The 25,750-nt window shown below is 46.5% G+C and carries 31 protein-coding genes; all 31 read left to right on the top strand.

Going from position 1 to position 25,750, the window contains the following annotated elements; genetic code table 11:
• The first annotated feature begins 2 nt into the window (after nt 1-2).
• From flgC to BV455_RS03030, 31 genes are read left to right on the top strand one after another with little or no spacing between them, the layout of a single operon-like run.
• Nucleotides 3-461 carry a flagellar basal body rod protein FlgC gene (flgC, locus tag BV455_RS03180; protein WP_017437091.1) on the top strand — a complete coding sequence of 153 codons (459 nt, stop codon included), beginning with the start codon at nt 3-5 and terminating at the stop codon, nt 459-461.
• 14 nt (nt 462-475) lie between these two features.
• Nucleotides 476-772 (top strand): flagellar hook-basal body complex protein FliE, encoded by a 297-nt coding sequence (gene fliE, locus BV455_RS03175; protein WP_017437090.1) that lies wholly within the window; start codon nt 476-478, stop codon nt 770-772.
• A 32-nt stretch (nt 773-804) separates the two neighbouring features.
• Nucleotides 805-2,388 (top strand): flagellar basal-body MS-ring/collar protein FliF, encoded by a 1,584-nt coding sequence (gene fliF, locus BV455_RS03170; RefSeq protein ID WP_081159521.1) that lies wholly within the window; start codon nt 805-807, stop codon nt 2,386-2,388.
• Nucleotides 2,389-2,400: 12 nt separating this feature from the next.
• On the top strand, nt 2,401-3,420 hold the full coding sequence (gene fliG, locus BV455_RS03165; protein ID WP_042407105.1) for a flagellar motor switch protein FliG: 1,020 nt from the start codon (nt 2,401-2,403) through the stop codon (nt 3,418-3,420).
• Nucleotides 3,404-4,186: a flagellar assembly protein FliH gene (fliH, locus tag BV455_RS03160; RefSeq protein WP_218687750.1), complete on the top strand. Its 783-nt coding sequence runs from the start codon at nt 3,404-3,406 to the stop codon at nt 4,184-4,186. The genes fliG and fliH overlap by 17 nt, the downstream gene beginning before the upstream one ends.
• Complete coding sequence (gene fliI, locus BV455_RS03155; protein ID WP_017437086.1) at nt 4,164-5,480, top strand: flagellar protein export ATPase FliI; 1,317 nt, start codon at nt 4,164-4,166, stop codon at nt 5,478-5,480. Before fliH ends, fliI begins: the two co-directional genes overlap by 23 nt.
• A gap of 5 nt (nt 5,481-5,485) precedes the next feature.
• On the top strand, nt 5,486-5,929 hold the full coding sequence (gene fliJ, locus BV455_RS03150; protein WP_017437085.1) for a flagellar export protein FliJ: 444 nt from the start codon (nt 5,486-5,488) through the stop codon (nt 5,927-5,929).
• A gap of 4 nt (nt 5,930-5,933) precedes the next feature.
• Nucleotides 5,934-6,551: a MotE family protein gene (locus tag BV455_RS03145; protein WP_042407100.1), complete on the top strand. Its 618-nt coding sequence runs from the start codon at nt 5,934-5,936 to the stop codon at nt 6,549-6,551.
• The gene (locus BV455_RS03140) at nt 6,548-7,744 is read left to right on the top strand and encodes a flagellar hook-length control protein FliK (protein ID WP_218687749.1); all 1,197 of its coding nucleotides are present in this window, start codon (nt 6,548-6,550) and stop codon (nt 7,742-7,744) included. The genes BV455_RS03145 and BV455_RS03140 overlap by 4 nt, the downstream gene beginning before the upstream one ends.
• Before the next feature lie 12 nt (nt 7,745-7,756).
• Nucleotides 7,757-8,182: a flagellar hook assembly protein FlgD gene (gene flgD, locus BV455_RS03135; protein ID WP_061580205.1), complete on the top strand. Its 426-nt coding sequence runs from the start codon at nt 7,757-7,759 to the stop codon at nt 8,180-8,182.
• A 20-nt stretch (nt 8,183-8,202) separates the two neighbouring features.
• On the top strand, nt 8,203-9,063 hold the full coding sequence (gene flgG / locus BV455_RS03130; RefSeq protein ID WP_017437081.1) for a flagellar basal body rod protein FlgG: 861 nt from the start codon (nt 8,203-8,205) through the stop codon (nt 9,061-9,063).
• A 46-nt stretch (nt 9,064-9,109) separates the two neighbouring features.
• Nucleotides 9,110-9,337: a flagellar FlbD family protein gene (locus tag BV455_RS03125; RefSeq protein ID WP_017437080.1), complete on the top strand. Its 228-nt coding sequence runs from the start codon at nt 9,110-9,112 to the stop codon at nt 9,335-9,337.
• Complete coding sequence (fliL, locus tag BV455_RS03120; protein WP_017437079.1) at nt 9,324-9,752, top strand: flagellar basal body-associated protein FliL; 429 nt, start codon at nt 9,324-9,326, stop codon at nt 9,750-9,752. The genes BV455_RS03125 and fliL overlap by 14 nt, the downstream gene beginning before the upstream one ends.
• A gap of 28 nt (nt 9,753-9,780) precedes the next feature.
• Nucleotides 9,781-10,785 carry a flagellar motor switch protein FliM gene (gene fliM / locus BV455_RS03115; RefSeq protein WP_017437078.1) on the top strand — a complete coding sequence of 335 codons (1,005 nt, stop codon included), beginning with the start codon at nt 9,781-9,783 and terminating at the stop codon, nt 10,783-10,785.
• Nucleotides 10,775-11,992, top strand: a complete 1,218-nt coding sequence (gene fliY, locus BV455_RS03110; protein WP_026078622.1) for a flagellar motor switch phosphatase FliY — start codon at nt 10,775-10,777, stop codon at nt 11,990-11,992. Before fliM ends, fliY begins: the two co-directional genes overlap by 11 nt.
• Before the next feature lie 22 nt (nt 11,993-12,014).
• Nucleotides 12,015-12,374, top strand: a complete 360-nt coding sequence (locus BV455_RS03105; RefSeq protein ID WP_017437076.1) for a response regulator — start codon at nt 12,015-12,017, stop codon at nt 12,372-12,374.
• Between the two features lie 19 nt (nt 12,375-12,393).
• Nucleotides 12,394-13,062: a flagella biosynthesis regulatory protein FliZ gene (gene fliZ / locus BV455_RS03100; protein WP_017437075.1), complete on the top strand. Its 669-nt coding sequence runs from the start codon at nt 12,394-12,396 to the stop codon at nt 13,060-13,062.
• Nucleotides 13,055-13,723 carry a flagellar type III secretion system pore protein FliP gene (fliP, locus tag BV455_RS03095; protein ID WP_017437074.1) on the top strand — a complete coding sequence of 223 codons (669 nt, stop codon included), beginning with the start codon at nt 13,055-13,057 and terminating at the stop codon, nt 13,721-13,723. Before fliZ ends, fliP begins: the two co-directional genes overlap by 8 nt.
• 14 nt (nt 13,724-13,737) lie before the next feature.
• A complete protein-coding gene (fliQ, locus tag BV455_RS03090) occupies nt 13,738-14,007 on the top strand; it encodes a flagellar biosynthesis protein FliQ (protein WP_017437073.1) in 270 nt (89 codons plus the stop codon).
• Nucleotides 14,008-14,013: 6 nt separating this feature from the next.
• Nucleotides 14,014-14,787 carry a flagellar biosynthetic protein FliR gene (gene fliR / locus BV455_RS03085; RefSeq protein ID WP_017437072.1) on the top strand — a complete coding sequence of 258 codons (774 nt, stop codon included), beginning with the start codon at nt 14,014-14,016 and terminating at the stop codon, nt 14,785-14,787.
• Nucleotides 14,788-15,870: a flagellar biosynthesis protein FlhB gene (gene flhB, locus BV455_RS03080; RefSeq protein ID WP_017437071.1), complete on the top strand. Its 1,083-nt coding sequence runs from the start codon at nt 14,788-14,790 to the stop codon at nt 15,868-15,870.
• 19 nt (nt 15,871-15,889) lie between these two features.
• Nucleotides 15,890-17,929 (top strand): flagellar biosynthesis protein FlhA, encoded by a 2,040-nt coding sequence (flhA, locus tag BV455_RS03075; protein ID WP_017437070.1) that lies wholly within the window; start codon nt 15,890-15,892, stop codon nt 17,927-17,929.
• Entirely contained in the window at nt 17,926-19,056 is a 1,131-nt protein-coding gene (flhF, locus tag BV455_RS03070; RefSeq protein WP_017437069.1) for a flagellar biosynthesis GTPase FlhF, read from the top strand. The genes flhA and flhF overlap by 4 nt, the downstream gene beginning before the upstream one ends.
• Entirely contained in the window at nt 19,053-19,925 is an 873-nt protein-coding gene (locus BV455_RS03065) for a MinD/ParA family protein (protein ID WP_017437068.1), read from the top strand. Before flhF ends, BV455_RS03065 begins: the two co-directional genes overlap by 4 nt.
• 8 nt (nt 19,926-19,933) lie before the next feature.
• On the top strand, nt 19,934-20,995 hold the full coding sequence (locus tag BV455_RS03060) for a protein-glutamate methylesterase/protein-glutamine glutaminase (RefSeq protein ID WP_017437067.1): 1,062 nt from the start codon (nt 19,934-19,936) through the stop codon (nt 20,993-20,995).
• Nucleotides 20,996-21,008: 13 nt separating this feature from the next.
• Complete coding sequence (locus tag BV455_RS03055) at nt 21,009-23,030, top strand: chemotaxis protein CheA (RefSeq protein WP_218687748.1); 2,022 nt, start codon at nt 21,009-21,011, stop codon at nt 23,028-23,030.
• Between the two features lie 28 nt (nt 23,031-23,058).
• Complete coding sequence (locus BV455_RS03050; RefSeq protein WP_017437065.1) at nt 23,059-23,496, top strand: chemotaxis protein CheW; 438 nt, start codon at nt 23,059-23,061, stop codon at nt 23,494-23,496.
• A 49-nt stretch (nt 23,497-23,545) separates the two neighbouring features.
• The gene (locus tag BV455_RS03045; RefSeq protein ID WP_042407092.1) at nt 23,546-24,178 is read left to right on the top strand and encodes a chemotaxis protein CheC; all 633 of its coding nucleotides are present in this window, start codon (nt 23,546-23,548) and stop codon (nt 24,176-24,178) included.
• Nucleotides 24,175-24,675, top strand: a complete 501-nt coding sequence (locus BV455_RS03040; protein ID WP_017437063.1) for a chemotaxis protein CheD — start codon at nt 24,175-24,177, stop codon at nt 24,673-24,675. Before BV455_RS03045 ends, BV455_RS03040 begins: the two co-directional genes overlap by 4 nt.
• 43 nt (nt 24,676-24,718) lie before the next feature.
• Nucleotides 24,719-25,480, top strand: coding sequence for a FliA/WhiG family RNA polymerase sigma factor (locus tag BV455_RS03035; protein ID WP_017437062.1), 762 nt, complete (start codon nt 24,719-24,721; stop codon nt 25,478-25,480).
• 23 nt (nt 25,481-25,503) lie between these two features.
• Complete coding sequence (locus BV455_RS03030) at nt 25,504-25,749, top strand: hypothetical protein (protein WP_026078620.1); 246 nt, start codon at nt 25,504-25,506, stop codon at nt 25,747-25,749.
• Nucleotide 25,750: the final 1 nt, after the last annotated feature.

Genomic DNA, 25,750 nt, shown 5'->3' with positions numbered 1-25,750 from the left:
CCATGTCTATTTTCCAAAGTTTAAATATTACCGCCTCGGCGCTAACGGCCCAGCGGCTGCGCATGGATGTGATTTCTTCCAATATGGCTAACATAGATACGACGCGGGCGCGTCTCATCAATGGGAAGTGGGAGCCATATCGCCGCAAACTAGTGGTGATGGAACCGCGTCAGGAAGATTTTAATACATATTTGCAAGCAGCAATGAATCGCTCGGGATCGGTAGGAAATGGGGTAAAGGTAACAAAAATTATAGAGGATTCGACTCCTTTTAAACTTGTTTACGACCCTTCCCATCCGGATGCAGGACCCGACGGCTATGTCCGTCTGCCTAATGTCGACCCGCTGAAAGAAATGGTCGATTTGATCGGTGCAACAAGGTCCTACGAAGCAAACGTCACCGTTTTTAATGCCTCGAAGGGAATGTTAATGAAGGCGTTAGAGATTGGCAAATCATCGTAAAGGGGATAGACAAGATGATACAAGGAATCGGAGGCGCGTTGTTTTCGCATGCAGCGAATGCTGCTAAGCAGACAAAGCCGATAGAGGCGCAAAAACAGTTTTCCGCCTTTTTAAAAGAAGCGCTCCATGAAGTCAATAAGGAGCAAGTGCAGGCGGACCGGCTGACCGAAAAGTTAGTGAGAGGCGAAAATGTCGATTTGCACCAAGTGATGATCGCTTCGCAAAAAGCAAGTATTTCCTTGCAGCTTGCGTTAGAAATCCGCAATAAAGTGGTTGAAGCATATCAAGAAATGATGCGGATGCAAATATAGCGAATCGATTGTGACATAACCGGGGGAATAATATGAGCAATAAATTAAAGGAATGGACCAATCGCTTTACTTTATTTTGGAAAGAGAGAACAAAAAAACAAAAATGGATGGCTGTTTCCGGCCTTATTCTTTTCATCGCGGTTGTCGGCGCCGTCGTCTTTTTCACGACGAGAACCGAGTTTGTGCCGTTATACAGCAATTTAACCCCGCAGGAGGCGGGACAAATTAAAGCGACGCTGGACCAGCGCGGCGTTAAATCGCAAGTGACTAATAACGGTACGACGATCGAAGTGCCAAAAGAGCAGGCCGACTCGCTAAAAGTAGAATTAGCGGCAGAAGGAATACCAAACAGCGGCGTCATTGATTATTCTTTTTTCGGAAAGAATGCCAGCTTTGGCATGACGGATAACGAATTTAACATGGTCAAGCTGAAAGCGATGCAAAATGAGCTCGCCAATTTAATAAAAAGCATTGACGGCGTTGAAGATGCGAAAGTAATGATTAATCTTCCGCAGCCGAGCGTGTTTGTTTCCGATGATAAAGGGGAAGCGTCTGCTTCGATTGTATTGAAAACAAAACCGGGATACCGGTTTAGCGATCAGCAAATTAAAGCATTGTACCATCTTGTTGCCAAAAGCGTCCCTAATCTTCCTACAGATAATATCGTCATTATGAATCAGTTTTTTGAGTACTTCGACTTAAAAAATGATGAAAAATTTTCGACAGGTACAACATTTGCCGCCCAGCAAGAAATAAAAAAACAAATTGAACGCGATATCCAGCGGCAAGTTCAGCAAATGTTAGGAACGATGATGGGACAGGATAAGGTCGTCGTATCGGTAACGGCGGATGTCGACTTTACCCAGGAAAAGCGGGAAGAAGACCTTGTCGCCCCTGTCGATGAAAAAAATAATGAAGGCATTGCCGTAAGCGTGCAGCGCATTAAAGAAACGTATTCCGGCAATGGCGCCCGTCCTGGCGGCACCGCCGGCACAGGCCAAAACGAGGTGCCGAGCTATCAGGCCGGTACAGGCGAAACAAACGGCGATTATGAGCGGACGGAAGAGACGATCAACAACGAAGTGAATAAAATTAAAAAACATATTGTCGAAAGTCCCTATAAAATTCGCGATCTAGGCATTCAGGTGATGGTAGAGCCGCCTGACCCGAAAAATCCAAATTCGCTGCCGCTGCAGACGATCAATGACATTCAAAAAATATTAGGAACGGTTGTCAGAACCTCTATTGATAAAGGGTACGGACAAACATTAACCGATCAAGATATTAATAACCGTGTTGTTGTTTCGGTACAAAAATTCAATGGAAAACCGACGTTTACCGAACCAAAACAGACGATCCCGATGTGGGTCTATATTGCTGGTGGCGCAGCGCTTGTTCTGCTTATTGTTCTGGCCGTTTTATTGTGGCGCCAGCGCCGGGAAGAAGAGGAAGAGGAAGAAGAAATGTTCGAGCAGCCGGTTGTGCAGCAAATTCCGGACATTCATGAAGAGCATGAGACAGAAGCAACGATGCGCCGCAAACAGTTAGAACGGCTGGCTAAAGAAAAGCCGGATGAATTTGCAAAACTGCTAAGAGCGTGGTTATCGGAAGAGTAGGAGGAACGGCAGATGGCAAAACGTGACAAAAAGGGGGGGCTGACGGGCAGACAAAAGGCAGCGATTCTGCTCATTTCCCTTGGCCCCGATGTTTCCGCCTCCGTTTATAAACATTTATCGGAAGAAGAAATTGAGAAGCTGACGTTAGAAATCTCTAATGTTCGTCAAGTAACAGCGGATGAGAAAGAAGAAGTGCTAGAGGAGTTTCATCAAATTGCACTGGCACAGGATTATATTGCCCAAGGTGGAATCGCTTATGCGAAAGAAGTGTTAGAAAAGGCGCTCGGTCCGGAGAAAGCGATGAACATCATCAACCGGCTCACATCCGCTTTGATGGTGCGACCGTTCGATTTTGCGCGCAAAGCCGACCCGATGCAAATTTTAAATTTTATTCAAGACGAACACCCGCAAACCATTGCACTTATTCTTTCGTATCTGGAACCTACACAGGCCGGGCAGATTTTGTCCGCCTTGCCGCAAGAAATGCAGGCTGACGTGGCGCGGCGCATCGCCTTAATGGATAGCACCTCGCCGGACATTATTAACGAAGTGGAGCAAATTTTAGAGCGAAGGCTATCGACAACCGTAGTGCAGGACTATACGCAGGCAGGCGGCATCGAAGCAGTCGTTGAAGTATTGAATCAAGTCGACCGCAGCACGGAGCGTACGATTCTCGATGCTCTGGAAATTCAAGATCCGGAACTGGCCGAAGAAATTAAAAAGCGGATGTTTGTCTTCGAAGATATTGTCACTCTTGATAATCGCGCGATCCAGCGCGTCATTCGCGAAGTGGACAACAATGATTTAATGTTGGCGCTGAAAGTAGCGAGTGACGAAGTAAAAGAAGTTGTGTTCCGCAATATGTCGACGCGCATGGCCGAAACGTTTAAGGAGGAAATGCAGTATATGGGTCCTGTCCGTCTGCGAGATGTCGAAGAAGCTCAGTCGCGGATTGTCGCTGTAATCCGCCGCCTCGAAGAAGCAGGAGAGATTGTCATTGCCCGCGGAGGAGGGGATGATATCATTGTCTAACGTCATTAAGGCGCTGTCACTGCAAAACCGAATGAGCAAAAAAACGATTGAAATTAAGCACGTTTTCCATGAACCACCGTATGAAACGGCAAAACCGCCAGAAGACCACGAAGCGGTCATGGAGCAAGCGAAACGGGAAGCAGTGCAAATCAGGCAGGAAGCAGAGCAATATTATGAAGCAATGCGTCAGCAAGTGCTGAAAGAAAAAGAGGAGTGGCGCATTGAAAAGGAGCAGCTTGTTCAATTAGCGCGGAAGGAAGGATATCACGCCGGATTCGAAAAAGGCTGTCAAGAAGCGCTGCAGAACTATGACGAGCTGATCGCAAAAGCCCGTCATATTACCGAATTGGCGAATGTGCAATTTTATGAACAAATCAACGCATCGGCAGAAACGATTCTCCGTATTGGCATGAAAGTGGCGGAGCGCATTATCGGTGAGGTGTTAGAAAAAGATCCTAATTATTTTTTATCGCTTGTAAAACGGGTGCTCAAAGAAGTCCGCGAGCAAACGGAAGTGACGATTTACGTCCATCCGTTTTCTTATGAAATAGTGGCAAGGCAAAAGGAAGAGTTAAAATCGTTATTTCCACATGAAGTCGATTTATTTATCCATCCAGACGATGAGCTTCAAGAGCATGGCTGTCTTGTCGAAACGCCGTTCGGGCGCATCGATGCGAGTGTCGATACACAGCTTGCGCAAATAAAAGAGAAGCTGTTCGAGCGGATAAAGGAGGGGATGTCCATTGAACTGGCAAGCTCTCCTTGATGAGATTGACAAGCTTGATTCGTATAAACGGTTTGGTAAAGTGTCGCGCGTCATTGGCTTAATGATTGAAGCAAAAGGACCGGAAAGTTCGGTTGGCGACCTCTGCTATATTCATGTCGGCGGTGGCAGACAAAAACAAAAGATCGCGGCCGAAGTGGTCGGGTTTAAAGAGCAGCATGTATTGCTCATGCCGTTTTCGACCATTCAGCATATTTCACCGGGATGTATGGTAGAAGCAACAGGAAAGCCGCTGCAGGTATATGTGGGCCCTTCGTTAATTGGCCAAGTGCTTGACCCGCTTGGGCTTCCTCTTGACGGCAGCCCATTGCCGCAAGGATTGCAGCCGATTTCCATCGAGCGCAATCCGCCCAATCCGCTCACAAGGCCGCCGATCACGGAACCGATTGAAGTTGGAGTGCGTCTCATTGATAGCTTGCTTGCCGTCGGCAAAGGGCAGCGCGTTGGCATTTTTGCCGGTTCTGGCGTCGGCAAAAGCACGCTGATGGGAATGATCGCCCGCCATACGAACGCCGATATCAATGTGATCGCGTTAATTGGCGAACGCGGGCGTGAAGTGCGTGAATTTCTTGAACGCGATCTTGGTCCGGAAGGATTGGCGCGCTCGATTGTCGTTGTCGCCACCTCTGATCAGCCTGCGCTGATGCGCGTAAAAGGAGCGTATACCGCCACCGCGATCGCCGAATATTTCCGCGACCAAGGAATGGACGTCATGTTTATGATGGATTCGGTGACGCGCGTGGCGATGGCACAGAGGGAAATCGGGCTGGCGATCGGCGAACCGCCGACAACAAAAGGCTATACGCCGTCCGTATTTGCGGTTTTGCCAAAACTGTTGGAGCGCACAGGGACAAACGCGTACGGCACGATCACCGCCTTTTATACGGTGCTTGTCGACGGTGATGATATGAATGAACCGATAGCCGATACGGTCCGCGGCATTTTAGACGGTCATTTCGTCCTTGAGCGCAACTTAGCCAATAAAGGGCAGTACCCGGCGATTAACGTATTAAAAAGCGTAAGCCGCGTGATGAACCATATTGTTACTCCGGAGCACCGGCAAGCGGCAGATAAACTGCGCCAGCTCCTGTCCACTTATATAGATTCGGAGGACTTAATCAATATAGGGGCGTACAAGCGCGGATCTTCAAAAGAAATTGATGAGGCGATTCGGTTTTATCCGAAAATCATGTCGTTTTGCAAACAAGATGTGCATGAAAAAATGACGAGGGATGAAAGCATTCAAATGCTGCTTCATCTCGTGCAAACAGGGTGAAGAACATGGGATATGCGTTTAAGCTGCAAAAAGTGCTGGCGATGAAAGAAAACGAAAAAAATTTGGCGATGAGGGAATACGACGAAGCAGTACGGCGCTTTGAGGAAGCGGCGGAAAAATTATATGAGCTGCTGAAACAAAAAGAGGAACACGAAGAAATACATAAGCAAAAACTGCAATTAGGGCTGTCCGTTCAAGACATCCGCCATTTTCAACAGTATATTGCCAGTCTAGAGCGAACGATTCATCATTATCAAATTTTAGTGATGCAGGCTAGAGAACAAATGCAGCGCAAACAAATAAAACTGACCGAGCTTAATATGGAAGTAAAAAAGTACGAAAAAATGAAAGAAAAATATATACAGGCCGTTCAGCATGCGGAAAAGATGGCGGAAATCAAATGGATGGACGAAATTTCTGTTCAACGCTTTACATATCGGGGAGATTAAGAAGATGGAAAGAAACCAGGAAATAGAGAAAGAGAGCAGACTGCAATGGTTTTTATTCATCGTTGTCATCCCAGCATTGTTTGCGATCACATTAGCGGTTGTCATCATGGCGATTGCCGGTGTAAATGTGATGGACGCGGTAAAGACATACAGCAACAACATCCCGATCATCTCGCAATATATTGATGTGCAAAAGACGCAAAAGAAATTAGGAGCGACGATTGAGAAGCAAAACGAAATGATTGCCCAACAAAAGAAACGAATCCGCAGCCTGGAAAATAAATTGTCGGCGAAACAGCAAGAAGTGGATCAATTGAAACAAGAGTTGGAATATTTACAGCAACAACAGGCAAAGCCATTTGCGGAAGAGGCAGCGGCCGAGGGCGAAACGGTCACAATGGAAGACGTTGTAAATATATATAGCACCATGTCAGAGAAAAACGCTGCATCAATTTTGGCTACGATGTCGGAAAGCGACGTGCTCACGATTTTGTCAGCATTAGACAGCGACAAAGCGGCGGCAATTTTAGAAAAAATGCCGCTTGATCAGGCAGCCAAATATACGTCTATGCTGGCAAGACGCGCGGAAGAAAATCAACTAGCAGAGGGGGCGGCCCGGTGAAAATTGCAGCAAACCTTCCACCATTAGGACAATCCATGACAGGATCAGCGGAAAAATCCGCTGCAAAACTGGCGGAAAAAAAAGGGGAATGGAGCCTGTTTCAGCAGCTGCTTGCCACAGTCAAAGCGGATGCAAAAGATAAAGTGGAAAATGCAGCTCTGTCAGAAAAACGTTCTCCATCGGCTGAAGGTGAAAAAGGTGCAGTCCGCCAAAGCGGGATGGAAGAATGGGCGGCATATCTTCTTTTTCTGCTTAACGGCATGACAGGAGACGAGAAAGCGACCCCTTCGCCGTCTTTTCCTGGCGATGATGCCCATCATCTTATCAGAAATAAAGAAATGATTGCGTCACTCATTCGGCAAATCAATAACGGCAAGGATCAAAGCGAGCTAATGGAACAAATCCGCAGCATGACAGCAGATGAACGGATAAAAGATTTGGTCCAGCCATTATTGCAAAACGGCATCACGTCAGAAAGCACAGGAGCGAAAGATGGACAAGCAGTTTGGCAAGAATGGCTGAAAAAATTTTTGGCGCAGGAAAAGAAAGGGGAAGGAGCCTCCTATAACGGCAGAAAACTAGAAAGATCGCTGTTCCAGCATCCATTTTCCTTTTCGTCTCATTTCAATAGAGATATTTCTTCTTCAATAACGGCTGTGCGCAATGTAGAAAGGCAGGACTTTACACCGCTGTTTCCGATGTTGCCGCCGAATGGAACGATGGGAACGTCGCAGGACAATATTCCGGTAATTACAGTGGAGCAAACACTGCCGGAACAAAAGGCAAGCGAACCGTTTCTCCAGCGACTGGCGAATGTGCTTCAGTCAGGCCGCTTTACCCGCTTTCAAAATGGAAATGCGCAGCTAGTCATTCGCCTTCATCCGGAGCATTTAGGAACATTGACGGTAAAGATGGTGCGGGAACAAGGAGCATTGACCGCCAAGCTTATCGTATCGACCGATTCCGCCAAAGCGCTGCTGGACGCCAATTTGCCGCAGCTCTATCAAATATTGGACACCCAGCATATAACGGTCGAGAAATGGAACGTATGGACGGAACACCACTATACCCCTAGATTTTATCAAGGAGGGCAGGAACAAGGACAAAAACAACAACAGCAGCGAAAAGAAGAGAAACTGAAAAGACAGCCGCTTTCCCATTTCACCGTGGAAATGTTGGATGCGGAAGCATAGGAGGGGAGAAAGATGGAGACAAATGGCATTGATGCCAGCTTGCTGCTAGGTAGCTATAAGCCTCCCGAACGAAAGACGGGAAATCAAATATTAGGAAAAGATGATTTTTTAAAAATATTGCTTGCCCAATTGCAAAACCAAGACCCGCTAAACCCGATGGAAGATAAAGACTTTATTGCGCAAATGGCGACGTTTTCGTCGCTAGAACAAATGATCAATATTTCAAGCATGTTCGAACGGTTTATGCAGACGCAAAATAATCAAGCGCTGCTTCGCTACAGTGAATGGATTGGAAAAAACGTATATTGGCAAGAAGATGGAAACACGAAAAGCGGGATCGTGAAATCGGTGTCGCAAAAAGATAATCAAATTTTTCTAGAGTTGGATAATGGCGCAACAGTCGAAGCAAGCCTTGTCGTGAAAGTAGAATCTAAATAAATGAAAGGGAGAGGATTGCGATGCTTCGTTCGATGTATTCCGGAATTGGTGCCATGAGAAATTTCCAAACGAAATTAGATGTCATTGGCAACAACATTGCAAATGTCAATACATATGGATTTAAAAAGGGAAGAACGATTTTTAAAGACTTAATCAGCCAAACGATTGCCGGAGCAAGCGGACCGAGCCAGGGACGGGGCGGAGCGAACCCGCGTCAAGTCGGCTTGGGCGCGCAGCTGGCGGCGATTGATACGGTCCATACACAAGGAAGCTTGCAAACGACGGGCCGCGTTCTTGATTTAGCGATTTCCGGAGACGGATTTTTTGTTCTTGGGGAAGAAACACAGCAAACGATTACCAATCCTGTGTTTACAAGGGCGGGGAATTTTTATCTAGATCAAGAAGGAAGAATTGTCAATAGCGATGGCTTATATCTCATTGGCCAATATTACAATCAGCAAACAAACCAATTCGAAGATAAAGTAAGTACAATCACGATTCCGACAGATGCGCAAAGCGTCAGCATTGGTGCAGATGGGACTGTGAATTATATTGACGAAGATGGAAAGTTGCAAATAGCAGGAAAAATTCTCCTTGCGAAGTTTGCCAATAACGACGGTTTAGAAAAAGTCGGGGGAAACTTATTTAGAGAAACATCCAACTCCGGCAGTATTTTGGATCCACAAGGAAAATTTATACTGCATGAACCTGGAACGGGCGGAACCGGCGAGATTGTTTCCGGTGCTTTAGAGATGTCCAACGTCGACCTTTCTGAAGAATTCACGGAAATGATTGTCGCCCAGCGCGGCTTTCAGGCCAATGCCCGCATTATTACGACATCGGATGAAATTTTGCAGGAGCTTGTCAACTTGAAGAAATAGCGAAGGGGGGAGGGTACTAGCCGCCATCTAGTACCCTAATACATACATGATTACACTGACTAGGCTCAATGGCAAAAAGTTTGTGCTAAATGCGCTTTATATTGAACAAGTCGAGGCATTTCCGGATACGACAGTTACACTAACGAATGGAAAAAGATTTGTTGTCCGCGAATCCGTACAGGAGGTTGTTGATTTAGTCAGCGATTTTTATCGGCAAGCCGCGGTGTTTCGTTTACCGCGAGATTTAGGAGGATCCGACAGTGAAAAGCAATAAATTAGTCAAAACGATGGTCACTATCCTTGTGGTGATTGCTCTCATCGGTACAGTAGCGCTAATCGCGGTGATGAAACTGACCGGTCAAAAAGAAACAGGAGCGCCAAGTGTGGATGAAATTGTCGAAAGTTCATTCGATATTCCGGACATTACAACCAATCTGGCAGACGGAAGCTATGTAAAAGTTTCCTTTAAAATTCAAACCGACAGCAAAGATGGCAAGGAAGAAGCAGAAAAACGCGATTTTCAAATTAAAAACATCATTATCGAAGAACTTGCCGAAATGAAGGCGGAAAACTTTAAAGGAAAAAAAGGAATGATCGCGTTAGAGGAGCGGTTAAAACAGCAAATTAACCAAGTCATGCAAGAAGGAAAAGTAGAGCAAGTATATATTACCTCCTTTATCCTCCAATAGCCTGTACCGCAAGGGGGGAACGATCATAATGACGAATGGGGAAGTATTGTCGCAAAGCGAAATAGACGCGCTTTTAGCGGCGTTGTCCACTGGAGAAATGAGCGCGGAAGAATTAAAAAAAGAAGAAGAAGGCAGACGTGTCAAAGTCTATGATTTTAAGCGGGCGCTTCGTTTTTCGAAAGACCAAATTCGCAGTTTGACGCGCATTCACGAAAATTTTGCTAGATTATTAACAACGTTTTTCTCCGCCCAGTTGCGCACGTATGTGCAAATATCAGTGGCATCTGCCGATCAAATTCCGTATGAGGAGTTTATCCGCTCCATTCCAAAAATGACGATCATCAACGTTTTTGAAGTTCCGCCGCTGAACGGGCATATCTTGATGGAAGTAAATCCAAATATCGCGTATGCCATGCTTGACCGCGTGATGGGCGGCAGAGGAACAAGCATGAATAAAGTAGATAACTTGACGGAAATTGAAACGCGGATCATGTCCAATCTGTTTGATAAAGCGTTTGCCAATTTGCGCGATGCCTGGGAATCGGTGGCCGACATCAATCCCGTTTTAGCCGATTTCGAAGTAAACCCGCAGTTTTTGCAAATGATATCGCCGAATGATACGGTGGTCGTTATTTCGTTAAACACACAAATCGGCGAAGCGAGCGGGATGATGAATATTTGCATACCGCACGTCGTGCTCGAGCCGATTATGCCAAGATTATCGGTTCATTATTGGATGCAAACGCAAAAAAAAGAAAGTTCTCCGGAGGAAGAAAAAGCGCTTGAGGAGCGGATTCGTTTGGCGAAGCTGCCGATTATTGCCGAGCTTGGCACGGCAGCGATTACGATTGAAGAATTTTTGCAGCTCGAAGTCGGCGATGTCATTGAGCTTGCGCAGTCGATTCACCAGCCGCTTTTAGTGAAAGTCGGTGATATTCCAAAATTTATTGGACAGCCGGGGAAGAGAAATAAAAAGCTGGCGGTTCAAATTTTAGGTACGGTTAAGGGGGACGAAAATGACGATGATGAATGATGGTATGCTATCGCAAGATGAAATCGATGCGCTGCTGCGCGGAGTAGGCGAAACCGACAGCCTTCCAGCATTAGCGGACATATTGTCCCCATTAGAACAAGATGCGCTCGGGGAAATTGGCAACATTTCGTTTGGAAGCTCGGCGACAGCGCTGTCGATGCTGTTAAATCAAAAGGTGGAAATTACGACGCCAAGCGTCTCCATTATTGAACGGAAAAATGTAGCCGATGAATTTCCAATGCCGTATGTAGCGATTCAAGTGAATTATACGGAGGGGTTTTTGGGGACGAACCTGCTGGTTATCAAACAGGATGATGCGGCGATCATTGCCGATTTGATGCTAGGCGGGGACGGGAAAAGCACAAGCGGCTCTTTAGGAGAAATCCAGTTAAGCGCGGTGCAGGAAGCGATGAACCAAATGATGGGTTCGGCAGCGACATCGATGTCGACCGTTTTTGGAAAACGAGTCGATATTTCTCCCCCGACCATTCATTTGCTGGACATAAAGGAAGGGGAAGGGCTTGAGTATTTACCGGATGAAGAGATATTGATTAAAGTTTCGTTTCGCTTGAAAATTGGCAGCTTAGTAGATTCGAACATTATGCAGCTATTGCCTGTCGATTTCGCAAAAGAGATTGTACAACAGCTCCTTCAGCCTGACGGCCATGAAAAAGAGCCTTCCGAGGGCGTCTTATATGCAGGACAAAAGGATAACGCGGGGGAAGAAAAAGCACCGCAATGGGAAACGGAAGAGACAGGCCGCACGCAGCCAGTCCCTTCGGTCCATTATGCTGACGGCGCAGCGGCTTCTTATTCCCATCATGATGCGGAACGGTCCATTGCATCGCATTCCAGCCGTTTTGCCGGAAGCGGGAAAACAACGGTGCGGAACATTCAAACGGCCGATTTTGCCGAATTTGAACCTTCCCCGCCAGCGGAAGCAGAGGTGAAAAATTTATCGCTGCTTCTCGATGTTCCGTTGCAAGTAACGGTCGAATTAGGGCGGACGAAGCGCTCCGTCCAGGAAATTTTGCATTTATCGGCCGGATCGATTATTGAATTGGATAAACTGGCTGGGGAACCTGTCGATATATTGGTCAATAATAAGTTAATCGCTAAAGGAGAAGTGGTCGTGATTGACGAAAATTTTGGTGTTCGCGTGACCGATATCATTAGCCCAGGCGATCGTTTAAAAAGATTAAAATAGTCGTTTAGGAGGTTTATAGGAAATGGCCAGAATATTAGTGGTAGATGACGCAGCATTTATGAGAATGATGATTAAAGACATTTTAACGAAAAATGGGCACGAAGTAGTAGCGGAAGCGGCGGATGGACGGCAGGCGATTGAAAAATACAAGGAAACCCGTCCGGATATCGTCACGATGGATATTACGATGCCAGAGATGGATGGCATTACCGCCTTACGAGAGATTAAAAAAATTGACAGCAACGCCAAAGTGATTATGTGTTCGGCAATGGGGCAGCAGGCAATGGTTATTGACGCGATTCAAGCGGGGGCGAAAGATTTTGTCGTCAAGCCGTTCCAAGCCGACCGCGTCATCGAAGCAATCAACAAAACACTCGGCTGATGTAAGAGGTGGAATACATTTGTTTCCGTCACGGGTCATTTTATTATGTCTATGCCTTATCATCGCGGCCGCTGCGCAAACAGGTTTTCCTGCTTTCGCGCAGCAGTCGCCGACGGTAAAAGAATGCCTGCAGCGTCCTAGCTTATGCGACCAACCGGCAAATTCGCCGAAAAGCAAAGCGGCGCCGGCTGAACAAGCACAGCCATCGCCTTTTTCCGTTTGGGACATTGTCCGCTTAATCGGAGCGACGCTGCTGGTGATTGCCTTAATTTACGGGCTGCTAAAATTTCTTTACCGCCGCGGCCAGCTGCTTCCTGGAAAAAAGGGAGTGATTGAGCATCTTGGCGGGACAAGCGTCGGCGCGAACCGCTCTGTCCAGCTAATCAAGGTCGGAAACCGCATTCTTGTCATTGGCGTCGGCGAATCGATTCAGCTGTTGTGCGAGATTGCTGAAGAGGACGAAATGAAAGAAATTTTAGCGCTGCATAACGAGCGGCTCGAGCACATGCTCGAACCGGGCAAATGGGGAGCACGGCTGCGCGATTATTTAGCGGATAAACGGAAGCAGTCAAACGGGGCTAATGATCGGTTTCGCAACATGCTGCTAAAAGAAATGCAGGAGCTATCCGTGAAACGAAAACAATTGTTGGAGCAGATGAAACAGAAGGGATCGACATTGGATGAATGAATTAATGAGCATGTTTAATGAGGTTGCTCCTGAACATGTATCCATATCGGTTAAGCTGCTGCTGCTGTTAACCGTATTGTCTATTGCTCCTGGCATTTTAATCATGATGACATGTTTTATACGCATTGTGATCGTGTTGTCGTTCGTCCGCACATCGCTCGGAACGCAGCAAATGCCGCCTAATCAAGTGCTCGTTGGCTTAGCGCTGTTTTTGACGTTTTTTATCATGGCGCCGACGTTTAAAGAAATCAATGATCAAGCACTGCAGCCGTTATTCTCTGAAAAGATTAATTTGGAACAGGCGTACGAACGAGCGTCTGTGCCGATTAAGGAGTTTATGAGCAAGCATACCCGGCAAAAGGATTTGGCGCTGTTTTTATCGTATAGCGGCGCCAAAAAGCCGAAAACGGTGCAAGATATTCCGCTGACGACGCTTGTTCCAGCATTTGCGATCAGCGAATTGAAAACGGGATTTCAAATGGGATTTATGATTTTTATACCATTTCTTGTCATCGATATGATAGTCGCTAGCGTCTTGATGTCGATGGGAATGATGATGCTCCCTCCTGTCATGATATCGTTGCCGTTTAAAATTTTATTGTTTGTGCTTGTTGATGGCTGGTATTTAGTTGTGAAATCACTGCTAGAAAGCTTTCAGTAAAGTAGGTGGCAATGATGAGTGCCGATTTTGTGATTCGGATTGCCGAACAAGGAGTGTACATGATTTTAATTGTCTGCGGGCCGCTGCTTTTATTATCATTGGCGGTTGGGCTGATCATCAGCATTTTTCAGGCAACGACGCAAATTCAGGAGCAGACGTTGGCGTTTGTTCCGAAAATTGTCGCTGTCCTTGTTGGGCTTGTTTTTTTCGGGCCGTGGATGCTGTCAAAAATGGTGTCTTACGCCCATGATATTTTAAACAATTTAACACAATTTATAGGCTGATGCACGATGGAACCATTACTGTTGCATTTTCCGGCGTTTTTGCTGGTGTTTGCGCGCGTTGCTTCCTTTTTTGCTACCTTGCCGCTGTTTTCGTATCGAACGATTCCGAACGTACATAAAATTGGATTATCTTTTTTCCTTAGCTGGATCATATTTTTTGCCATTTCGCAGCCAACGGTTGCTATAGACGAAATGTATGTATTGTTAGTGCTAAAAGAAGTGCTCGTTGGTCTCGGGATTGGCTTGTTTGCTTATATGATTATGGCGGTGGTTCAGATTGTCGGCGGATTGATTGATTTTCAAATGGGATTTGCGATTGCCAATGTCATCGACCCGCAGACAGGAGCGCAAAGTCCGCTAATGGGGCAATATTTGTATACGTTTGCCTTACTGTTATTGCTTTCCGTCAACGGACATCATCTTCTGCTCGATGGCATCTTTTACAGTTATCAATTTATTCCGCTTGACCAGTGGCCGCGGTTTGCTGACAGCCATGTCGTTCCATACATCGTTAAATCGTTTGGCATGATGTTTGCCATCGCTTTTCAAATGTCTGTTCCGCTCGTCGGCTGTTTATTTTTAGTCGATGTGGCGCTCGGCATCGTTGCCCGCACCGTGCCGCAACTGAATATTTTCGTCGTCGGGTTTCCGGTAAAAATCGTTGTGGCATTGATTTTATTCATCGCAACAATGGCGGCGTTGTTTATCGCCGTCCGCCATTTGTTTGATGTGATGTTTGTATCGATGCGCGAGCTGATGCGGCTTTTAGGAGGCACATAAATGAACGGATTGCGCCTTGATTTGCAGTTTTTTGCCGAGGAAAAAACGGAAAAAGCGACACCGCGGAAACGGCAGGAAGTGCGGGAAAAAGGGCAAGTGGCGAAAAGCGCCGACATCAATACCGCGATGGTCATGCTTGTTGTATTTCTCGTTTTATTCTTTTCCGGAACGTACTATAAAGAAAAAATGCTGCATTTGTTGTCCCAATCATTTGAGCAATACGCCCGTGCTGATTTAACGATCGATTCGGTTCATCTTCTTTTTATCAACTGGTTAAAAAACACGGCATTGATCATCGCTCCTGTTTTTTGCGCAGCGGTTGCCGCCGCCTGTTTAGCTAATTTTTTGCAAGTAGGGTTTTTATTTACGACGGAGCCTTTAAAAATGGACTGGAACAGGCTTAATCCGATCCAAGGGCTGAAGCGGATTATCTCATTGCGTGCAGTAGTAGAGCTGTTAAAATCGCTTCTAAAAATTGGCATTGTTGGAATGGTGACATTTGCTTTGTTATGGCTTCAGCTCGATCATATTTTGTCGTTGACAACGAAATCGTTAAGCGCGACATTAAGCTCGTTAGCTAGTTTAACGGTAAAAATGGGGCTTTATGCCTCTGTGGCGCTGTTGTTTCTTGCTATTTTCGATTACTTGTACCAACGTTTTGACTTTGAGAAAAATATTCGCATGTCCAAGCAGGATATTAAAGATGAATACAAAAAGACAGAAGGAGACCCGCTAATTAAATCAAAAATGAAGCAAAAACAGCGGGAAATGGCGATGAAAAGAATGATGCAGGAAGTGCCGAAAGCCGATGTAGTCATCACCAACCCGACCCATTACGCCGTCGCGCTGAAGTATGAAGACGGAAAAATGGATGCGCCGATGGTCGTAGCGAAAGGGGCGGATTATGTGGCGCTAAAAATCAAACAACTAGCAAAAGAGCATGATGTCGTGACCGTAGAAAATCGTCCGCTTGCCCAAGCGCTGTATCGGCAAACGGAAATTGGCGACATGATTCCGGAAGAATTTTTCAAAGCGGTAGCGGAAATTTTAGCATACGTGTACCGCTTGAAGCGAAAAGTTTAGCAGTAAGGAGAGAACATGTATGCAAGCAAAAGATTTATCCGTATTATTGATGGTCGTCTTAATTGTAGCAATGCTAATTATTCCGCTGCCGTCCTGGCTTTTAAGCGTATTGATCATCATCAATATTTCGCTTGCGCTGTTAGTTCTCCTTACGTCGATGAATATGAAAGAGCCGCTGCAATTTTCCATTTTTCCTTCGCTTTTGCTGCTGCTCACGCTATTTCGTTTAGGACTGAACGTTTCCACCACCCGTTCGATTTTAAGCAAAGGGGAAGCGGGCGGTGTTGTGGAAACATTTGGGACATTTGTTGTCGGGGGGAATGTTGTCGTCGGCTTTGTCGTATTTTTGATTTTAATTATCATCCAGTTTGTCGTTATTACGAAAGGAGCGGAACGGGTATCAGAAGTGGCGGCCCGCTTTACGCTTGATGCGATGCCGGGAAAACAGATGAGCATTGATGCCGATTTAAACGCCGGAATGATTTCCGAACAAGAGGCGCGGCAACGCCGGGAAAAAGTGGCACGGGAAGCGGACTTCTACGGGGCGATGGATGGAGCGAGCAAATTCGTTAAAGGCGATGCGATCGCCGGATTGATTATTGTTGTGATTAACTTGCTTTTTGGTATGGTCATCGGCGTTGTCCAGCAGGGGCTTGACATTTCCGAAGCGGCACAGCGCTACACATTATTAACGGTTGGCGATGGAATCGTCAGCCAAATTCCGGCGCTGTTAATTTCGACCGCTACCGGGATTGTTGTGACAAGAGCGGCATCTGACAGCAACCTTGGCGGCGACATTATGAAACAGCTGTTTGCCTTTCCAAAAATGTTATATGTCACAGCAGGAACGATTTTCTTGCTCGGCCTGTTTACGCCGATTAGCGATGTGCTGACGATTCCGATCGCGGGCTTGCTTGCGCTTGGCGGATACCGTTTTTCCGTGCGGGAGACCCATCCGGAAACAGCCGCTATGCAAGATGAAGCAGAAGAAGCGGAAATGGATGAATTAAAAAGCCCGGAAAGCGTCATTAACCTGCTTCATGTCGATCCGATTGAGTTTGAGTTTGGCTATGCGCTCATTCCGCTTGCTGACGCCAACCAAGGCGGCGATTTGCTCGACCGCATCGTTATGATCCGCCGCCAGCTGGCGCTCGAGCTCGGGCTGGTGATTCCGGTTGTCCGCATCCGCGACAATATTCAGCTGCAGCCGAATGAGTACCGGCTGAAAATCAAAGGGGATGAAGTAGCGCGCGGCGAATTGCTCTTGGATCATTATTTAGCGATGAGTCCGGGAATCGAAGATGATTCGGTAGAGGGGATCGACACGGTGGAACCGGCATTTGGCCTTCCTGCGAAATGGATTTCCGAGCAGATGAAAGAGAGAGCGGAAATGCTGGGTTATACGGTCGTCGATCCGCCGTCGGTTGTATCTACCCATATTACGGAAGTGTTGAAAACTCATGCGCATGAATTGCTAGGACGCCAAGAAACGAAACAGCTTATCGACCATTTAAAAGAATCGTATCCGGTATTGGTGGAAGAAGTGACACCGAATCCTCTTTCCGTCGGGGAAGTGCAAAAAGTGCTGGCCAAACTGCTGAAAGAAAAAGTATCAATCCGCAACTTGCCGCTCATTTTTGAGACGTTGGCCGACTTTGCCCGCATGACGACGGATACCGATATATTAGCGGAATACGTGCGGCAGGCGCTGGCACGGCAAATTACAAGCCAGTATGCGATTCCAGGCGAGCCATTAAAAGTCATTACCTTATCCGGAAAAGTGGAAAAAACGGTGGCGGAGGCGGTGCAGCAGACGGAACATGGCAGTTACTTGTCTCTGGATCCGACGCTGTCTCAATCGATTATCGAAGCAATTGCCGCACAGCTTGAGAAGCATGTATTTGCAAACCAAACACCAATTTTGCTATGTTCTCCAGCCGTTCGCATGTATGTGCGGCAATTGACGGAACGCTATTTTCCAAACTTGCCTGTTTTATCCTACAATGAGCTGGAGACAAATGTGGAAGTCCAAAGCGTTGGGATGGTGGAGATCGAATGAAAGTAAAAAAATTTGTTGCGCCGTCGATGTCGGAAGCAATGAAAATGATTCGTGCCGAACTTGGAAGCGATGCGGTGATTTTAAATTCCAAAGTCGTTCATAAAGGCGGGCTTTTTGGGCTGTTTACGAAAAAAAATATCGAAGTGATCGCCGCTGTCGACCCGCAGCCGATCCGTTCGAAAGCGGTGGGGAAAAAAGAAGAAGTTTCATTTTCCTCCTCGTTTCTGAATGAAAAAAAAGGGAGAGAAGATGGAAAGCTGCTTTATGAATTACAAGAGCTGAAGGCGCTGATAAAGCAGCTTTCCGCCAATGCCATGACCGGCATTCCTTCTTATCCAGCCCCGCTTAGCAAAGTGCAATGCCGGCTTGAAAGCCAAGGCATTTCCGCTTCATTAGTCCAGGACATTGTAGCTGCCTTATTGGAAAAATGGTACGTAGACGGCGGAAAAGCGCCGGAAAAACAGGTGATTGCCTGGGCTAAAGAAATAATGAAAGAAAAATTGGCATCCGTTCCGTTTGGGGGCATTTCGCTGCGAAAAAAATATATTAATGTCGTCGGACCGACCGGCGTAGGCAAAACGACGACGCTGGCGAAAATCGCAGCCCGCTGCGTATTGGAGCAAAGGAAAAACATCGCGTTTATTACGACCGATACTTATCGGATTGCGGCTATCGAACAATTAAAAACGTACGCGCAAATTTTAAACGTACCGCTGGAAGTCTGTTATAATTTGCAAGATTTTCAAGAGGCGAAGAAAAAATTGTCCGACCGCGATATCGTCTTTATTGATACGACAGGGCGGAATTTCCGCAATCCGCAATATGTCAAAGAGTTGCGACACATCATCGATTTTGACGAAGAAATGGAGACGTTTCTCGTATTTGCCCTCACGGCAAAATACGAAGATATGAAAACAATCTATGAACAGTTTTCCCTTGTTCCGATCGATCGCTTTATCTTTACGAAATTAGACGAAACTACTTCGTATGGGGCGATGTTTAATTTAATGATGGAATATAACGTAGGAGCGGCTTACTTTACTAACGGACAAAATGTACCGGACGACATTAGCGAGGCGTCGCCGGAACAACTGATAAACATGCTGTTTGGGGTCGAAGGAAGATGAAAGATCAGGCAGAAAACTTGCGGTTGCGTTTAGGCAGGCAAAACGGGCAAAAACGAATCACGAAAACGATCGCTATTACGAGCGGAAAAGGCGGGGTTGGCAAATCCAACGTCTCTCTCAATTTTTCTATCATGTTGTCGCGGCGCGGTTTTCGGGTATTATTGCTGGATATGGATATTGGAATGGGAAATATTGATATTTTGCTTGGGCAATCGTCACCGTTAACGATTGTTGACTTGTTTGCGAAGCAGCTTCCGTTGCAAGAACTGATTAAAACAGGTCCGGACAACATATCGTTTATTGCCGGCGGAACGGGATTGACCAACATTTTTACGATGGACGAGGAAAAAGTCGACTATTTTCTAACAGAGCTGCAATCGGTATCAGCGCAATATGACTATCTTATTTTCGATATGGGAGCTGGCATTTCCGAAGATCGACTCTATCTATTAAAGGCTGTCCATGACATTTTTATTGTCACCACGCCGGAGCCGACAGCCATCACTGATGCGTATGCGATGATGAAATATATGTATACGCAGGAAAAGGAGATTCCGCTGTACGTTATTGCGAACCGCGTGCGGACGGACAAAGAAGGACGTGAGACGTTAGAGCGTCTGAAACGGGTAGCGAAACAATTTTTGGACAAAGAGGTGATTCCGCTGGGCATGCTGCCGGAAGACCGCACCGTTGCGAAAGCGGTAGTACGGCAAACACCGTTTTTGCTGTTTGATCCCACTGCTAAAGTAAGCCGTGCTATGCATACGCTAGCGGACCGTTATTTATCGGCCGGCGCAGTGGCGCAAGAGAAAGAGAGGGAGCCATTTCATTTTTTTGCCAGACTGCGTCACTTTTTACTAGAAAGGTGAGGCCACCCATGGATCAAGTGAAAGTGCTTGTCGTCGATGATTCGGCTTTTATGCGGAAAATGATTGTCGACTTTCTTTCGGAAAACCCGCACATCGAAGTGGTAGGAACGGCGAGAAACGGGAAGGAAGCGTTAGAAAAGATTTTACAATCACATCCCGACGTCGTGACGATGGATGTGGAAATGCCGATCATGAACGGACTGGAGGCGCTCAAGCAGATCATGCAGGAACATCCGCTTCCGGTTGTCATGGTATCGAGCACGACGACGGAAGGGGCGGAAAATACGATCACCGCTATGCAATATGGTGCCGTTGATTTTGTCGCGAAACCATCTGGCTCCATTTCGCTCGATTTATATAAAGTAAAGGAAGAGCTGACTAGTAAAGTGCTGCTGGCGAGCCGTGCCAATGTCCGGATCATTTCCAGAAACAGCAAATCTGGCAAAATTGCCGTCAATCATTGGATAAAGCCATTTTCGCATCAGGCGCCTCAGCGCAAAAAAGTGATCGGCATCGGCACATCCACAGGGGGGCCGCGCGCATTGCAGCTTGTACTGACTAAATTTCCGGAAAATTTCCCTGCGCCCATCGTCATCGTCCAGCACATGCCGAAAGGCTTTACCAAATCGTTAGCGCAACGGCTTGATGCGCTTTCGTCTATAACGGTGAAAGAGGCAGAGGATGGGGAAACGTTGCAAAATGGTACGGCATATATTGCGCCTGGAGGCTATCATTTATTAGTTCATGAAGCAAAAGGGATGCTGACGGCCCGCCTCGAACAGTCGCCGCCGCGAAACGGTCACCGTCCTTCCGTCGATGTGCTGTTTGAATCGCTCAGTACCGTAACGGATTACGAAAAAATAGCTGTCATTATGACGGGGATGGGATCGGACGGAACAGCGGGATTAAAAAAGCTGAAAGAAAACGCCGCCACGAAAGTGATCGCCGAAGCGCAGGAGACGGCAGTGGTGTTTGGAATGCCGAAAGCAGCGATTCAGGCGAACGTTGTCGATGACATTGTACCTTTAGAAGAAATTGCCGGAGCCATTATCAAATATGTGGAAGGGTAAGGGGGAAAAGAAAATGGATATGAGCCAATATTTAGAGATATTCATTGACGAAAGCAAAGAGCATTTACAGGCCATCAATGAACAGCTGCTAGAATTAGAGAAAGCGCCGGAAGATATGGCAATCGTCAATGAAATTTTTCGTTCCGCCCATACGTTAAAAGGAATGTCAGCGACGATGGGGTTTGATGATTTAGCCAATTTAACCCATCAAATGGAAAATGTGCTGGATGGCATTCGCAATCATAAAATTGCCGTTACCCCGGAAATATTGGATGTTGTATTTCAAGCAGTCGATCACTTAGAAGCGATGATTATGGCGATTGCTGCAGGCGGCGACGGCAAACGCGACGTAAAAGAAGTGGTGGAGCAGTTAAAGCGGATTGAACAAGGAGAAGTCCCCTCCTCGGCGGAGCGACCGTCCAATACTTTTTCGGTACCGCTTAGGCAAACATACGGGGAATTTGAGTATAATGTGCTGCAGCAGTCCAAAGAGCAAGGCTTTTCCGCCTATGAAATCCGCGTGAAATTGCGGGCAGACTGCTTGTTAAAATCGGCGCGTGTCTATATGATTTTTGAAGCATTAAACGAGGCGGGCGAAGTGATTAAATCAACTCCCCCTGTCGAGATGCTTGAAGAGGAGCAATTTGATCAAGAGTTTTTGCTAACGGTAGTGACAAAGCAATCAGCGGAACAATTATATGAGCGACTGATGAAAGTTTCTGAAGTAGAAGAGGTAGAAGTTGTACCGCTCGATATCGATAGACGGAAGGAAACGGACGGTGCGGGAGAAGAACATGAAACCGCGCTTAGGCAGCAAGCGGCGGCCGTTCAAGAGGAAAAGGGGAAAACGACGGAGAAAAATGTGGCGGCAAGACAATCGGCGCCGCCGAATAAAACGATTCGCGTCAATATTGAACGACTCGATATTTTAATGAATTTGTTTGAGGAGCTCGTCATTGACCGTGGGCGGTTAGAACAAATTGCCCGTGAATTGAATCATCCGGAATTGAATGAAACGGTGGAACGGATGTCGCGTATTTCTAGTGATTTGCAAACGATTATTTTAAACATGCGCATGGTTCCGGTAGAAACCGTGTTTAACCGTTTTCCACGCATGGTCCGGCAATTGGCGCGCGAATTAGGGAAAAAAGTAAACTTGGAAATCATCGGCGCGGAAACTGAGCTCGACCGTACTGTCATTGATGAAATCGGCGACCCGCTCGTCCATCTTCTCCGCAATGCGATCGACCACGGCATTGAAACGCCTGATGTACGCCGGGCAAGCGGCAAGCCGGAAGAAGGAACCGTGAAGTTAAAAGCATACCATAGCGGCAATCATGTGTTTATTGAAATTGAAGATGACGGAGCCGGCATTAAGCGGGAAAAAGTGCTGCAAAAAGCGCTCGATCGTGGAATCGTCTCCCAGCAAAACATTGCTAATTTAACGGACAAGCAAGTATATGAACTAATTTTTGCGCCAGGCTTTTCCACCGCCGATCATATTTCCGATATTTCTGGGCGCGGGGTGGGGCTTGATGTTGTCAAAAGCACGATTGAATCGCTTGGCGGAACGGTGACGGTAGATTCGGAAGAAGGGAAAGGGTCGATTTTTTTCATTCAATTGCCATTGACGTTATCGATTATTTCTGTATTGCTTGTAGAGATTCAGCAGGAAAAATACGCGATTCCCTTATCATCGATTATTGAAACAGCCATTATTAAAAAAGAAGATATTTTACATGTGCATAATCAGCAGGTGATTGATTTCCGTGGAAAAGTAGTTCCGCTTGTATTTTTGAAAGACATTTTTGAAGTGCCAGCGGCAGCGGCGGAAGAGGAAGTGGTTTCCGTGGTGATCGTTCGCAAGGGGGGAAAAATGGCAGGACTTGTTGTCGATTCGTTTATCGGGCAGCAGGAAGTCGTATTAAAATCATTAGGAAACTATTTAACATCCGTCTTTGCGATTTCCGGTGCAACGATATTAGGTGACGGCCAAGTAGCGCTTATTATCGACTGCAATGCGCTAATTAAATAATTTGTTTGATTGGAAGGGGAAACGTAAAATGACGGCGATTCAAGGAGTCGAATGGAAAGTAATTGCTTTCCAGTTAAAAGATGAAGAATATGCCATCCCAGTTCAATATGTCCGCTCTATTGAAAAAATTCAGCATATTACCCGCGTGCCGCGCACGGCGCATTATGTCAAAGGAGTAATCAATTTACGCGGTGTCGTTACGCCGATTATTGACTTGCGGGAGCGGTTTGGCTTTCCTTCCGTGCCGTACTCTGAACAAACGCGCATTATTATCGTCTCCATCAAAGATTTCGAGGTCGGATTGATCGTCGATGCGGCCAATGATGTGCTCGACATCCCGTCATCAAGCATGGAGCCGCCGCCGGAAGCGATTGGAACGGTGGCAGCCGATTATATTCACGGGGTTGCCAGATCCGGAAAAAGGCTATTAATTTTGTTAAATTTAGAAAAAGTACTGGAAAAATAAGTCGGTTTCCCGTTGATTTTTCGCATTACTGGAGAGGAGCTGCTGCTTTATGGATCATATTCGCAAACTTACCGGCACCCATATTGATATTTTAAAAGAAATCGGCAATATCGGGGCGGGAAATGCGGCGACGGCGCTGTCCAAGCTATTAAACAAAAAAATTGAAATGGCGGTTCCGCATGTGCAAATTGCTGCATTTGATGAAATGATGGAGCTGATCGGCGGGGCCGAGCAAGTCGTAGCATGTGTGTATTTGCGCATTGAAGGTGATGCGCCGGGAAATATGTTTTTCGTCTTGTCACTCGAGCAGGCGGAGCGTTTTATCCGGCAGATGACCGGTGATGAAACGTTTTCGTTTCGTGAACATTCGACTGAACTAGGACAATCCGCATTGCAAGAACTAGGAAACATCCTTGCCGGTTCCTATCTTTCCGCTTTGGCCGACTTTACTCATTTAGTGCTTTATCCGTCCGTCCCGATGCTTACCGTCGATATGATTGGCGCTATTTTGCAGTATGGGCTGCTCGAATTGTCCCGCGCCGGCGATTATGCCATTTTGATTGATACTGCAGTATATGATGAACGGCGTCCAGAAGACAGTGTCAATGGCCACTTCTTTTTGCTCCCTGATCCAGATTCGTTTGCCTCTATCTTTCGGGCGTTGGGTGTGGAGCTTCCATGAGTGAAACGATCCATATCATAAAAGTTGGCATTGCTGATATGAATGTTGTGCGTGCACCAAATGTCATTCGTACGACTGGATTAGGGTCGTGTGTCGGTGTCGTGATTTTTGATCTGATGAAAGAGGTGGCTGGAATGGCCCATGTGATGCTTCCCGATTCCGCGATGGCAAGATCGGAAACGGTCAATGCGGCCAAATATGCTGATACAGCGGTGGCGGCGCTCATCGAGCTTGTTCTCGAGGCAGGGGGAAGAAAAGGAATGTTAAAGGCAAAAATAGCCGGCGGGGCGCAAATGTTTTCCTTCCCTTCGCAAAGCAGCGACATGATGCGGATTGGGGCGAGAAATGTCGAAGCGGTAAAATGGCAGTTAAAGCGTTTTCGTATCCCGATCGTTGCCGAAGACGTCGGTGGCAGCAGCGGCAGAACGATTGAGTTTAACCCGCAGACGGGCGTTTTATCGATTCGCACGGTTAATCAAGGAGTCAAGGAAATATAACAAAGGAAACAGCGGCATTTTCAAATAAACGGGGTGGAACAATATGGCACATGTGTTAGCGGACGAAGAACGGAAATATTGGGATAGCTGGGTAGAGCACCGCGATCCGCAAGCCGGAGATAAGCTCGTACAGCTATATATGCCGCTCGTTCATTATCATGTGCAGCGAATTGCGGTGTCGCTGCCGAAAAATATTCACAAACAGGAATTAGTCAGCCTCGGGCTGATTGGTCTTTATGATGCACTGGAAAAATTTGATCCTTCGCGCGACTTAAAATTTGATACATATGCGTCTTTTCGCATCCGTGGTGCCATTTTGGACGGGCTGCGCAAGGAAGATTGGCTCCCGCGCAGCATAAGAGAAAAGGCGAAAAAAATTGAGGAAACGATCGAAAGGCTGGAACAGCGGTATATGCGCTCCGTGACAGCAAAGGAAGTCGCCGCTGAATTAGGGATGACAGAAGAGGAAGTGTATACGGTAGCCAACGAGAACTTTTTCGCCAACGTGTTATCTTTCCAACAAGTTGTGACAGAGGAGGAAGAAGAAACGGCGCCTTTAGCCGTTCGCGATGAAAAAACGCCATCTCCGGAAGAAGAAGTGATCAAACAGGAGCTGTACGAAAAATTAGCGGAAGTAATTGAACAGCTAAGCGAAAAAGAGCAGCTTGTGATTAGTTTATTTTATAAAGAAGAATTGACATTTACAGAAATCGGCGAAATTTTAGGGCTTTCTACCTCAAGAATTTCCCAACTTCATTCTAAAGCGATTTTTAAGTTGCGCAAAATTTTAGAAGCGGCGCTTTAAGACGGAAAGGAAGGTAGATGGCATTGGATATGAAGCTAGCGGAGCTGCAAATCGCTTTCCCGAAGACATATGGCGCCGGGAATATGCAAAATGTGCTGCACCAGCATTCACAAATCGTGCAATCGCAGCTTGCAGAAGCGGCAAAAAAACAAGATGCCCGCACGCGTAAGCAAGTAACCGAAAAGCGCACAAGCGCGAATATCGGCCGCAAGCGACATGGCGGCAATATTCATCCATATAAAGGAAAAACAATTGACATTAAAGGATAGT

The organism is Parageobacillus caldoxylosilyticus (assembly GCF_019272935.1).
In the GTDB taxonomy this organism is placed as follows: Bacteria; Bacillota; Bacilli; order Bacillales; family Anoxybacillaceae; genus Saccharococcus; species Saccharococcus caldoxylosilyticus.
Note: the sequence above shows the minus strand (reverse complement) of the source record. Positions and strands in the feature narration are given on the sequence as shown.

What these genes read in the sequence shown, in the direction of transcription:
- flgC (WP_017437091.1), top strand. Translation starts at nt 3, where the DNA reads ATGTCTATTTTCCAAAGTTTAAATATTACCGCCTCGGCGCTAACGGCC.
- fliE (WP_017437090.1), top strand. Translation starts at nt 476, where the DNA reads ATGATACAAGGAATCGGAGGCGCGTTGTTTTCGCATGCAGCGAATGCT.
- fliF (WP_081159521.1), top strand. Translation starts at nt 805, where the DNA reads ATGAGCAATAAATTAAAGGAATGGACCAATCGCTTTACTTTATTTTGG.
- fliG (WP_042407105.1), top strand. Translation starts at nt 2,401, where the DNA reads ATGGCAAAACGTGACAAAAAGGGGGGGCTGACGGGCAGACAAAAGGCA.
- fliH (WP_218687750.1), top strand. Translation starts at nt 3,404, where the DNA reads ATGATATCATTGTCTAACGTCATTAAGGCGCTGTCACTGCAAAACCGA.
- fliJ (WP_017437085.1), top strand. Translation starts at nt 5,486, where the DNA reads ATGGGATATGCGTTTAAGCTGCAAAAAGTGCTGGCGATGAAAGAAAAC.
- BV455_RS03145 (WP_042407100.1), top strand. Translation starts at nt 5,934, where the DNA reads ATGGAAAGAAACCAGGAAATAGAGAAAGAGAGCAGACTGCAATGGTTT.
- flgD (WP_061580205.1), top strand. Translation starts at nt 7,757, where the DNA reads ATGGAGACAAATGGCATTGATGCCAGCTTGCTGCTAGGTAGCTATAAG.
- flgG (WP_017437081.1), top strand. Translation starts at nt 8,203, where the DNA reads ATGCTTCGTTCGATGTATTCCGGAATTGGTGCCATGAGAAATTTCCAA.
- BV455_RS03125 (WP_017437080.1), top strand. Translation starts at nt 9,110, where the DNA reads ATGATTACACTGACTAGGCTCAATGGCAAAAAGTTTGTGCTAAATGCG.
- fliM (WP_017437078.1), top strand. Translation starts at nt 9,781, where the DNA reads ATGACGAATGGGGAAGTATTGTCGCAAAGCGAAATAGACGCGCTTTTA.
- fliY (WP_026078622.1), top strand. Translation starts at nt 10,775, where the DNA reads ATGATGAATGATGGTATGCTATCGCAAGATGAAATCGATGCGCTGCTG.
- BV455_RS03105 (WP_017437076.1), top strand. Translation starts at nt 12,015, where the DNA reads ATGGCCAGAATATTAGTGGTAGATGACGCAGCATTTATGAGAATGATG.
- fliP (WP_017437074.1), top strand. Translation starts at nt 13,055, where the DNA reads ATGAATGAATTAATGAGCATGTTTAATGAGGTTGCTCCTGAACATGTA.
- fliQ (WP_017437073.1), top strand. Translation starts at nt 13,738, where the DNA reads ATGAGTGCCGATTTTGTGATTCGGATTGCCGAACAAGGAGTGTACATG.
- fliR (WP_017437072.1), top strand. Translation starts at nt 14,014, where the DNA reads ATGGAACCATTACTGTTGCATTTTCCGGCGTTTTTGCTGGTGTTTGCG.
- flhB (WP_017437071.1), top strand. Translation starts at nt 14,788, where the DNA reads ATGAACGGATTGCGCCTTGATTTGCAGTTTTTTGCCGAGGAAAAAACG.
- flhA (WP_017437070.1), top strand. Translation starts at nt 15,890, where the DNA reads ATGCAAGCAAAAGATTTATCCGTATTATTGATGGTCGTCTTAATTGTA.
- flhF (WP_017437069.1), top strand. Translation starts at nt 17,926, where the DNA reads ATGAAAGTAAAAAAATTTGTTGCGCCGTCGATGTCGGAAGCAATGAAA.
- BV455_RS03065 (WP_017437068.1), top strand. Translation starts at nt 19,053, where the DNA reads ATGAAAGATCAGGCAGAAAACTTGCGGTTGCGTTTAGGCAGGCAAAAC.
- BV455_RS03060 (WP_017437067.1), top strand. Translation starts at nt 19,934, where the DNA reads ATGGATCAAGTGAAAGTGCTTGTCGTCGATGATTCGGCTTTTATGCGG.
- BV455_RS03055 (WP_218687748.1), top strand. Translation starts at nt 21,009, where the DNA reads ATGGATATGAGCCAATATTTAGAGATATTCATTGACGAAAGCAAAGAG.
- BV455_RS03050 (WP_017437065.1), top strand. Translation starts at nt 23,059, where the DNA reads ATGACGGCGATTCAAGGAGTCGAATGGAAAGTAATTGCTTTCCAGTTA.
- BV455_RS03045 (WP_042407092.1), top strand. Translation starts at nt 23,546, where the DNA reads ATGGATCATATTCGCAAACTTACCGGCACCCATATTGATATTTTAAAA.
- BV455_RS03040 (WP_017437063.1), top strand. Translation starts at nt 24,175, where the DNA reads ATGAGTGAAACGATCCATATCATAAAAGTTGGCATTGCTGATATGAAT.
- BV455_RS03035 (WP_017437062.1), top strand. Translation starts at nt 24,719, where the DNA reads ATGGCACATGTGTTAGCGGACGAAGAACGGAAATATTGGGATAGCTGG.